8 protein-coding genes are annotated in these 9281 nt (G+C 63.8%); 3 read left to right on the plus strand and 5 right to left on the minus strand.

Annotated features, from left to right (window positions below; translation table 11 throughout):
* Positions 1-178: 178 nt before the first annotated feature.
* Complete coding sequence (locus LQ215_RS28810; RefSeq protein ID WP_230153641.1) at positions 179-1417, plus strand: MFS transporter; 1239 nt, start codon at positions 179-181, stop codon at positions 1415-1417.
* Here the strand turns inward: LQ215_RS28810 and LQ215_RS28815 are convergent.
* From LQ215_RS28815 to LQ215_RS28835, 5 genes are all read right to left on the minus strand, one after another.
* Positions 1414-3615, minus strand: coding sequence for a xanthine dehydrogenase family protein molybdopterin-binding subunit (locus LQ215_RS28815; RefSeq protein WP_230153642.1), 2202 nt, complete (start codon positions 3613-3615; stop codon positions 1414-1416). The two genes, LQ215_RS28810 and LQ215_RS28815, sit on opposite strands and share 4 nt — an antisense overlap.
* Positions 3615-4616, minus strand: a complete 1002-nt coding sequence (locus LQ215_RS28820; protein ID WP_230153643.1) for an FAD binding domain-containing protein — start codon at positions 4614-4616, stop codon at positions 3615-3617. Before LQ215_RS28820 ends, LQ215_RS28815 begins: the two co-directional genes overlap by 1 nt.
* Positions 4613-5137 carry a (2Fe-2S)-binding protein gene (locus tag LQ215_RS28825; protein WP_230153644.1) on the minus strand — a complete coding sequence of 175 codons (525 nt, stop codon included), beginning with the start codon at positions 5135-5137 and terminating at the stop codon, positions 4613-4615. Before LQ215_RS28825 ends, LQ215_RS28820 begins: the two co-directional genes overlap by 4 nt.
* 324 nt (positions 5138-5461) lie before the next feature.
* Entirely contained in the window at positions 5462-6028 is a 567-nt protein-coding gene (locus LQ215_RS28830; RefSeq protein ID WP_230153645.1) for a DJ-1 family glyoxalase III, read from the minus strand.
* 136 nt (positions 6029-6164) lie between these two features.
* Positions 6165-6620, minus strand: a complete 456-nt coding sequence (locus tag LQ215_RS28835) for a DUF4879 domain-containing protein (RefSeq protein WP_230153646.1) — start codon at positions 6618-6620, stop codon at positions 6165-6167.
* Between the two features lie 204 nt (positions 6621-6824).
* Between LQ215_RS28835 and LQ215_RS28840 the strand changes: the two genes are divergently transcribed.
* Together LQ215_RS28840 and trmA are read left to right on the plus strand one after the other, a co-directional pair.
* Positions 6825-8120 carry an NCS2 family permease gene (locus LQ215_RS28840; protein WP_025215596.1) on the plus strand — a complete coding sequence of 432 codons (1296 nt, stop codon included), beginning with the start codon at positions 6825-6827 and terminating at the stop codon, positions 8118-8120.
* Entirely contained in the window at positions 8117-9196 is a 1080-nt protein-coding gene (gene trmA, locus LQ215_RS28845) for a tRNA (uridine(54)-C5)-methyltransferase TrmA (protein ID WP_230153647.1), read from the plus strand. The genes LQ215_RS28840 and trmA overlap by 4 nt, the downstream gene beginning before the upstream one ends.
* Positions 9197-9281 lie beyond the last annotated feature (85 nt).

Below are 9281 nucleotides of genomic sequence, written 5' to 3' on the forward strand. Positions count from 1 at the left end.
GGGCCGCTGCGCAGCCCAGCGGGAGCAAGCTCCCTCGCCACAGGGGCCAGCGTGTTCCCGGTAAAAACAGCTTCTACGGTGAAAGTAGATGCTTGGCTAACTATTTTTCCAACCACCGCAACTTCCAGTTACAGCTCGGTGATAATCTCGATGCCTTCATCACCGGACCCCGTCATAGATGCCCAGCCAAGCGCCGCTGCTGCTCCGTCACCACCGTCCCTTCATCGCCTTCTGGCTGGCCCGGATATTCACCGCCAGCGGCTTCCAGATGCTCACCGTGGCCATCGGCTGGAACCTCTATCAACTGACCGGCAACGTCCTCGACTTGGGCCTGGTGGGGTTGGTGGAATTTGCCCCGCGCGTGCTGTTCATGCTCCACACCGGGCATGTGGCCGACCGCTATGACCGGCGCAAGGTGGCGGCTATCTGCCAGTCATTGCAGGCGATGATTGCCCTGGCGCTGGCCATTGGCAGCGCCACCGACCATGTCACGCGGGAAATGATCTTCATCCTCGCCTTCCTGCTGGGCGCCGCTCGCTCCTTCGAAATGCCGACCACCCAGGCGCTGCTGCCGAGCATCGTGCCGGCCGGCCTGTTTCCCCGCGCCGTGGCCGCCGCGCAATCGGCCCAGCAGTCGGCCACCATCGTCGCCCCGGCGCTCGGCGGCTTGCTCTACGCCTTTGACAGTGTCTGGGTCTACGGGCCGACGGTGTTGCTTTACCTCATCGCCTGCGGCCTGATGCTCAACCTGCCCGCCCGGCAAACGCCGCTGAACAAAGGCAAGGCGACGCTGGATTCGCTGCTGGCCGGGATTCGCTTCATTCGCAGCCGCCCGGATATTCTCGGGGCGATTTCGCTGGACCTGTTCGCGGTGTTGCTCGGCGGCGCGACGGCGCTGCTGCCGGTGTTTGCCAAGGACATCCTGCTCACCGGCCCCTGGGGCCTGGGCCTGTTGCGGTCGGCGCCGGCAGTCGGGGCCTTGCTGATGTCGCTGTGGCTGGCGCGGTTTGCCGTGGAGCGCAAGGTCGGCCGGGTGATGTTCACAGCGGTGGGCGTGTTCGGCGTCGCCACCATTGCATTCGGCCTTTCCACCTCGTTCTGGTTTTCCCTGGCGGTGCTGGTGGTGCTGGGCGCGGCGGACATGATCAGCATGGTGATCCGCGCCTCCTTCGTACAACTGGAAACACCCGATGAAATGCGCGGCCGGGTCAGCGCGGTGAACGGGCTGTTCATCGGCGCCTCGAACCAGTTGGGCGAGTTCGAGTCCGGCCTCACCGCCCACTGGTTCGGCACCGTACCGGCGGTGGTCATGGGCGGCGTCGGCACGCTGCTGGTGACCGGGGCCTGGATCAAACTGTTCCCGACCCTGGCCAGCCGCGACCGGATGCACGAACCGGCGGATGAAGCAAAAGCCTAGAGCAGCTTGTCGAGGGTGATGGGGAAGTCCCGCACCCGCTTGCCGGTGGCATGGTAAATCGCGTTGGCCACCGCCGCTGCCACCCCGACGACGCCGATTTCACCCACGCCCTTGGACCCAAGCGCATTGACGATCTCGTCGTGTTCTTCGACGAAAATCACCTCGATGTCGCCGATGTCGGCGTTCACCGGCAGGTGATACTCGGCCAGGTTGTGGTTCATGTGGCGACCCAGGGCGTGGTCCGTCAGGGTTTCTTCATGCAAGGCCATGCCGACGCCCCACACCACGCCACCAAGAATCTGGCTGCGGGCGGTTTTCGGGTTGACGACCCGGCCGGCGGCGATGGCGCTGACCACGCGATTGACCTTCACCGTCCCCAAGTCTTCGTCTACCCGCACTTCGACGAACACCGCCGAGTGAGTGGCCGTGGCGTAGGCCTGGCGTTTGGCATCCGGCTCGGCAGTGACCTGGGCCTGCAACGGCGTCTCGCCGCTTTTCTGCGCCAGCTCCGCCAATGCAATACTCGCTTCGCCCAACCGCAACTGCCCCTCCGTGAACGTCACTTGCTCAAGGGTCGCGCCGCTGAAGGCCGGACACGCCTGGCGGGCCACGGCCAGGAGTTTTTCCTTCAGGGCTTCACAGGCCTGCTGTACGGCGGTGCCTACCGACGAGACGGTGAACGAGCCGCCCTGCAGCGGCGCAGTGGGCAGCGACGAATCCCCCAGGACAAACGTGACGTCCTCAAGGGAAACGCCTGACGCTTGGGCAGCGATCTGGGTCATGACCGTGTAGGTCCCGGTGCCGATGTCAGTGGTGGCGCTGCTGACGGTCAGCTTGCCATTCTCATCCAGCGACGCCTTGGCGCTAGCCTTCTGCTGCATGGCCTCCCACACGCCACCGGCCATGCCCCAGCCCACCAGTTGCCGGCCTTCACGCATGCTGCGCGGTTCCGGGTTGCGCTTGTCCCAGCCGAAACGACGGGCACCTTGGGCATAGCACTCACGCAGTTCCTTGCTGGAATACGGTTTGCCTTCGTTCTCGTTGCGTTCGGCGTAGTTGATCAACCGTAGTTGGACCGGATCGATGGCCAGGGCACAGGCCAGTTCATCCATGGCGCACTCCAGGCCGATCAAGCCGAGGGCGGCGCCGGGTGCACGCATGTCCAAGGGCGTGTAGACGTCCAGGGGGACCAGTTTGTAGGTCAACTCGACGTTGTCGCAGTGATAGAGCATGCCGCTCCACTCCACCACGTGCTCGGTGTAATCCTCGAAACGCGAGGTCTGGCCGACGGCGGCGTGCGCCACGGCGAGCAAGCGACCATTGGCCGCCGCCCCCAGTTGCACGCGCTGGAGGGTTCGCGGCCGATAGCCAAAGGTGAACATCTGCTGGCGCGTCAGGCTGACCCGCACCGAGCGCTTGAGGGCCAGCGCCGCCATCACGGCCAACGGCAATTGATATTGCGGGCGCAGCCCGGAACCGAAGGCGCCGCCGACAAACGCGGCAAACACTCGCACTTGCTCTTTCTCGAGCCCGAAGACTTTTTGCACATAGGCCTGACCGTTTTGCGTGCCTTGGGTCTTGTCGTGGATGTGCAGGCTGCCATCAGGCTGATACAGCACGGTGGAAGCATGTGGCTCCATGGGGTTGTGGTGTTCAATCGGCGTGCTGTAGGACACATCCACGCTGAGCGCGGAGCTGGCGTACTCGCCCTGAAAATTCCCACGGGGCTTGGGTAATTCAGCCGGCGCTGGCCGGGCGTCGTTTTGCAGGGTGATCAGATCGGTCTGATGCTCTTCGGCCGCGTATTCGACTTCTATCAGCGAACCGGCATAGCGGGCCAACTCGAGATTTTCTGCCACCACCAGGGCCAGGGGCTGGCCGCTGTAGAGCACCTGGTCGTTGTACAGCGGCCGGAACGGCGAGCCGTCCGCCGCATCGGCATCCTGGTAGGGCTCGTCGTAGCTGGCGATCCTCGGCCGGTTGGTGTGGTCGATGACCGCGACCACGCCAGGCAGCGCCAGGGCGCGGGCAGCATCGATGTGAAGCACGCGACCACGGGCAACGGTGCTGGACACCACACTGCCGTGCAGCAAGCCGTCCTCGGGGTATTCAGCGGCATAACGGGCCTGGCCCGTCACCTTGAGCAGGCCATCGACCCGGTCGAGTGGTTGCCCTATGGATTTGCTCGGAGCGTTCATCAGGCTTGCCCTCCCTGCGGTGCGCGACCCAACGCGGCATCGCTCAAGGCGCGGACAATTGCCCGGCGCGCCAATCGGACCTTGAAGCCGTTGTGTTCCAACGGCTCGGCGTGTTGCAGCAGTGCATCGGCGGCGGCGGTGAAGGTTTCACGGCTGACGGTCTGTCCGACCAGCCAGCTCTCCACGGCCCGGTCGCGCCAGGGTTTGTGCGCCACGCCACCGAGGGCCAGGCGCGCCTGGCGAATCACCGGCCCATCCAGTTCCAGCGCCGCCGCCACCGAGACCAGCGCAAACGCGTAGGAGGCGCGGTCACGGATCTTCAGGTAGTGGCTATGCTCGGCAAAACCGGCGGCAGGCAACTCGATGGCGGTGATCAGCTCATCGTCGGCCAGTTGATTGTCCCGTTCCGGGGCGTCGCCGGGCAGGCGATGGAAGTCGGCGAACTCGATGGTCCGCGCCCCGCCCCGCCCCAGGACATGGACCACCGCCTCCAGGGCGGCCAAGGCCACGCACATGTCGGAGGGATGGGTGGCGACACAGTGATCGCTGGCACCGAAAATCGCGTGGATCCGGTTCAAGCCGTTCCGGGCCGGGCAACCGCTGCCGGGCTGGCGTTTGTTGCAGGGTACGCTCGCGTCATAGAAGTAATAGCAGCGGGTGCGTTGCAGCAGGTTGCCGCCGGTGCTGGCCATGTTGCGCAGTTGCGGCGAGGCACCGGCCAGGATGGCCTGGGCCAGCAGCGGATAACGGCGCTCGATCCACGGGTGCCAGGCCAGGTCGGCATTGCTCACCAAGGCGCCGATCATCACCCCGCCGGACGGCGTTTCACTGAGGTCCGCCAGGGGCAGCCCGGTAATGTCGATCAAGTGCTCGGGGCGGGTCAGGTTCTCTTTCATCAGGTCCAGCAGGTTGGTACCACCGGCGATGAAGCGGGAAACCGGGCTCGACAAATCGACGGCCGCCTGCACGGTGTCGGGCTTGCTGTACTGGAAGGGATTCATTGTTCACCTCCCGGTTGCCGGCAGAGCGGCAATGCCTCTTCGATGGCATCACAAATGTGGGTGTAGGCCCCGCAGCGGCAAAGGTTTCCGCTCATCAGTTCACTGATTTGCGCGCGGGTCTGCGCCCTGCCCTCGTTGGCCAGCCCCACCGCTGAACAGATCTGCCCCGGCGTGCAGTAACCGCACTGGAACGCGTCATGGGTGATGAATGCCTGCTGCATGGGATGCAATCCGTCATCGCCGGCCAGGCCTTCGATGGTGGTCAATTCGGCACCGTCGCACATCACCGCCAGGGTCAGGCAGGCATTGATCCGCTTGCCATCGCGCAGCACCGTACAGGCGCCGCACTGGCCGTGGTCGCAGCCTTTCTTGCTGCCCACCAGGTCCAGTTGCTCACGCAGCAGGTCCAGCAACGTGGTCCAGGCCAGCACTTGCAACTCACGCACCTGGCCATTGAGTGTCAGGCGGATCGGATGACGGACGAAGGACGCCGGCGTCGCTTCGGACAGGGTCGCGCTCATGGAACACCTCACGGTTGGTCGTACTCGCGGCGTTTTGGGAAACCGCCGTCATAAGGGGTACGACTTCAGGGTGGGGCGAAGCGTTCAAGGCAAATGATTGACGTTGGAAGCCAGCACCTTCAGTGGGTCCGCTCGCATTGAAGTTGAATGCGCTGACGCCATCGCGAGCAAGCTCGCTCCCACATTGGCTCTCGGGTGCTCATAGGTCCTGCATCCACCATAAACCCCTGTGGGAGCGAGCCTGCTCGCGATAGCGGTAGGTCAGATTGCATTGAATTGACGGGAGCAGCTCCCTCGTCACAGGCCGGGGCCCGCTGAAGAGTGTCAGGCCAACAACTCCGCCGCCACCACGCTTCTCACGCCCTTGCCACTGAGTTGTTCCACCAGCGTCAAGGCAAACGCCAGGGCGGCGGCCGAACCCTGGGCCGTGATGCAGTTGCCGTCCACCACCACGGGTTGATCCACGAAGCTGCAACCGGACAGCTGCTGGCTCACCGCCGGCAGGCAGGTCATGCGCCGCTGGCGCAGGACGCCGAATGCCTGTAGCGCCAGGGCCGGGGCTTCGGCGATGGCGGCGAAAAACCGTCCGGTGGCCGCCTGGCCCTTGATCAGTTGTTGCAGCGGCTGATGGGCCGCCAGGTGTTGGGCGCCGATGATGCCGCCCGGCAGCACAACCAGGTCGAAGTCTTGCACGAGCACGTCCACCAGCATGCCATCGGCCGTCAGGCGCGTGCCGCGGGCGCAGGTAAGCATCCGCCGCCCTTCGATGCTCGCCACCACGGTTTCGATCTGCGCTCGACGCAGCACATCGATCAGGGTGACCGTCTGCAAGTCGTCGACACCCTCGGCGACGGCTATCAGGGCTCGGGGGATCTTGGTTCCAGGAATCATGGGCGCTCTCCGCTGGGTGATGCTTGTAGTGTAGGAGCTGCCGAAGGCTGCGATCTTTTGATGTGCGCTGGAGACTCAAGCGTCAGGGGAAAGATCGCAGCCTCGCTTCGCTCGACAGCTCCTACAGGGACAACGGCTACTTGATGTACAGCTGGGTCGACATCCGGTTGCCCGGTGCGTTGATCGAGATGTTGCTGAAGCTGAAAGTGCCCTCTTGCTTGCCCTTCAGGTCGAAGATGTACACATAGCCGACGACTTTAGTCCGCACAGAGCAGTCGTTAAGGTTGCCGTTACTGTACGCACACACGGGCGAGCGGGTGCCGTCGACTTCAAAGCCGTCCAGGGTGACATCGGGCTGGCGGCCATAACCGACCTCCAGCACGTAGATCTTGATATTCGGGCCGCTGTGGTCACAACGCGTCTGCGCCTGCCCCGGGACGATGTCCTCGAAGCCACAGGCCGGCGACTCGACCTTGAGCACCTTGACCTCGCTCAAGGGCGGTGCCGACGCGGCATTGGCGGCCTGGCCGGACAACCACCAGAGCAGCATGCAGCCCACCGCCGCCAGCAGCTTTTTATTCATGCAATACATAGAGACCTCCCGGAACCGCGCGCAGTATGGCCCACTTGGCGCGTTGGCAAAACATCGACGACGATCGCAGCCACAACGCTACGCTGCTGGTATGATGCGCGGCTTTTTCCGACCCACAGAAAATTCCCGGGCGCCGCTGGCGACCTGTGCTTTGCTGTTGAGGTCGATACATTCACGGCGCCGGGCGCGCCACGGGGAGCAGACATGCTGGAAAGGCTGTTTCAACTCAAGGCACATAACACCAACGTGCGGACCGAGATCCTGGCGGGCGTCACAACGTTCCTGGCCATGGCCTACATTCTGTTCGTCAACCCGAGCATCCTCGGCGAAACCGGCATGGACAAGGGCGCGGTGTTCGTCGCCACCTGCCTGGCAGCGGCCATTGGCTCCACGGTCATGGGCCTGATCGCCAACTACCCGATCGCCCTCGCACCGGGCATGGGCCTGAATGCCTTCTTTACCTACACCGTGGTCCTGCACATGGGCCACACCTGGCAAGTGGCGCTGGGCGCAGTGTTCATCTCCGCCGTACTGTTCTTCATGTTGTCGATCTTTCGCATCCGCGAATGGATCATCAACAGCATCCCGCTGCCGCTGCGCTCGGCCATTGCCGCCGGTATCGGCCTGTTCCTGGCGCTGATCGCCCTGAATAACGCCGGCATCGTGGTGAAAAACCCGGCGACCATGGTCGGCCTCGGCGACTTGAAACAACCGGCGCCGATCCTCGCGACCCTCGGTTTTGTCCTGATCGTTGCCCTGGAAGCCTTGAAAGTACGTGGCGCAGTACTGATCGGCATCCTGGCGGTCACCCTCGTCTCGATCCTGATGGGCTTCACGCCGTTCGGCGGCGTGATGTCCATGCCGCCGTCCCTGGCCCCGACCTTCCTGCAACTGGACATCAAGGGCGCCCTGGACATCGGCCTGGTGAGCGTGATCTTCGCCTTCCTGTTCGTCGACCTGTTCGACAACTCCGGCACCCTGATCGGCGTCGCCAAGCGCGCCGGGCTGATGGGCAAGGACGGCCACATGCCGAAGATGGGCCGTGCGCTGATCGCCGACAGCACCGCCGCCATGGCCGGTTCGCTGCTGGGCACCTCCACCACCACCAGCTACATCGAATCGGCGGCGGGCGTCAGCGCTGGCGGCCGCACCGGCCTGACCGCCATCGTCGTGGCGATCCTGTTCCTGCTGGCGCTGTTCTTCTCGCCATTGGCCGCCAGCGTCCCGCCTTTCGCCACCGCCCCTGCCCTGTTGTTCGTCGCCGTGCTGATGACCTCGGGCCTGGCGGAAATCGACTGGGACGACATCACCGTCGCCGCGCCAGTGGTGGTGACCGCCCTGGCAATGCCGTTCACCTATTCCATCGCCAACGGCATCGCTTTCGGCTTTATCGCCTGGACCGCCATCAAACTGGTGTCCGGCCGTGGTCGTGAGCTGAACCCGGCGCTGGTCATTTTGTCGATCCTGTTCGTGATCAAGTTGGGTTGGTTCAACGCATGACTTTTGATTCCCAAGCCTACGCCGCTCAGCTCCAGGACAAGGTCACCCGCTTGCGTGACCTGTTGGCGCCGTTCGATGCGCCAGAACCCGTGGTGTTCGATTCGCCGCTGAAGAACTTCCGCCTGCGCGCCGAATTCCGTCTCTGGCGCGAGGCCGGTGAACGGCACTACGCAATGTTTTCCCAGGACGACAAGCGCACGCCGATCCTCATCGAGGAATTTCCCATCGCCAGCCTGCGCATCAACCAGTTGATGCCGCAACTCAAGACCGCCTGGCAAGCCAGCGCGCCCCTGAGCCACAAGCTGTTCCAGGTGGAGTTCCTGACCACCCTGGCGGGCGATGCGATGATCACCCTGTGTTATCACCGCCCGCTGGACGAGCACTGGCACGCTGCCGCCTCGAAACTGGCGGCGGACCTTGGCGTGAGCATCATTGGCCGCTCCAAGGGCAAGCGCGAAGTGATCGGCCATGACTATGTGGTGGAGAAACTCGAAGTGGGCGGTCGTACCTTCAGCTATCGCCAGCCCGAAGGCGCCTTCACCCAGCCCAACGGCACGGTGAACCAGAAGATGCTCAACTGGGCTTTTGACGCGCTGGGCGATCGCAGCGACGATCTGCTGGAGTTGTACTGCGGCAACGGCAACTTCACCCTGCCCCTGGCCACCCGCGTGCGCAAAGTGCTGGCCACCGAAATCAGCAAGACCTCGGTGAACGCCGCGCTGAGCAACCTCAGCGAAAACGCGGTGGATAACGTCACGCTGGTGCGCCTCTCCGCTGAAGAACTGACCGAAGCCTTGAATGAAGTCCGGCCGTTCCGTCGTTTGCAGGGTATCGACCTGAAAAGCTACGAATTCGGCAGCGTCTTCGTCGACCCGCCTCGCGCTGGCATGGACCCGGACACCTGCGAGCTGACCCGGCGCTTCGACAACATCCTGTACATCTCCTGCAACCCTGACACCCTCGCCGCGAATATCGCGCAACTGAACGACACCCACCGCATCACGCGCTGCGCGTTGTTCGATCAATTTCCCTGGACCCATCACATGGAGTCCGGGGTGTTGTTGACTCGGCGTTAAACGCTGGGGCTGGGCAAAGCTCTGTGGGAGCAAGGCTTGCCCGCGATACAGGCGACTCAATTTCGAAAGACCGCATCGCCTGTAT

It is taken from the genome of Pseudomonas brassicacearum (assembly GCF_918698105.1).
Classification (GTDB): Bacteria; Pseudomonadota; Gammaproteobacteria; order Pseudomonadales; family Pseudomonadaceae; genus Aquipseudomonas; species Aquipseudomonas brassicacearum_F.

Coding starts and splice junctions, on each gene's coding strand:
- LQ215_RS28835 (WP_230153646.1), bottom strand. CDS start 6,620: ATGTATTGCATGAATAAAAAGCTGCTGGCGGCGGTGGGCTGCATGCTG.
- LQ215_RS28840 (WP_025215596.1), top strand. CDS start 6,825: ATGCTGGAAAGGCTGTTTCAACTCAAGGCACATAACACCAACGTGCGG.
- LQ215_RS28825 (WP_230153644.1), bottom strand. CDS start 5,137: ATGAGCGCGACCCTGTCCGAAGCGACGCCGGCGTCCTTCGTCCGTCAT.
- LQ215_RS28820 (WP_230153643.1), bottom strand. CDS start 4,616: ATGAATCCCTTCCAGTACAGCAAGCCCGACACCGTGCAGGCGGCCGTC.
- trmA (WP_230153647.1), top strand. CDS start 8,117: ATGACTTTTGATTCCCAAGCCTACGCCGCTCAGCTCCAGGACAAGGTC.
- LQ215_RS28810 (WP_230153641.1), top strand. CDS start 179: ATGCCCAGCCAAGCGCCGCTGCTGCTCCGTCACCACCGTCCCTTCATC.
- LQ215_RS28815 (WP_230153642.1), bottom strand. CDS start 3,615: ATGAACGCTCCGAGCAAATCCATAGGGCAACCACTCGACCGGGTCGAT.
- LQ215_RS28830 (WP_230153645.1), bottom strand. CDS start 6,028: ATGATTCCTGGAACCAAGATCCCCCGAGCCCTGATAGCCGTCGCCGAG.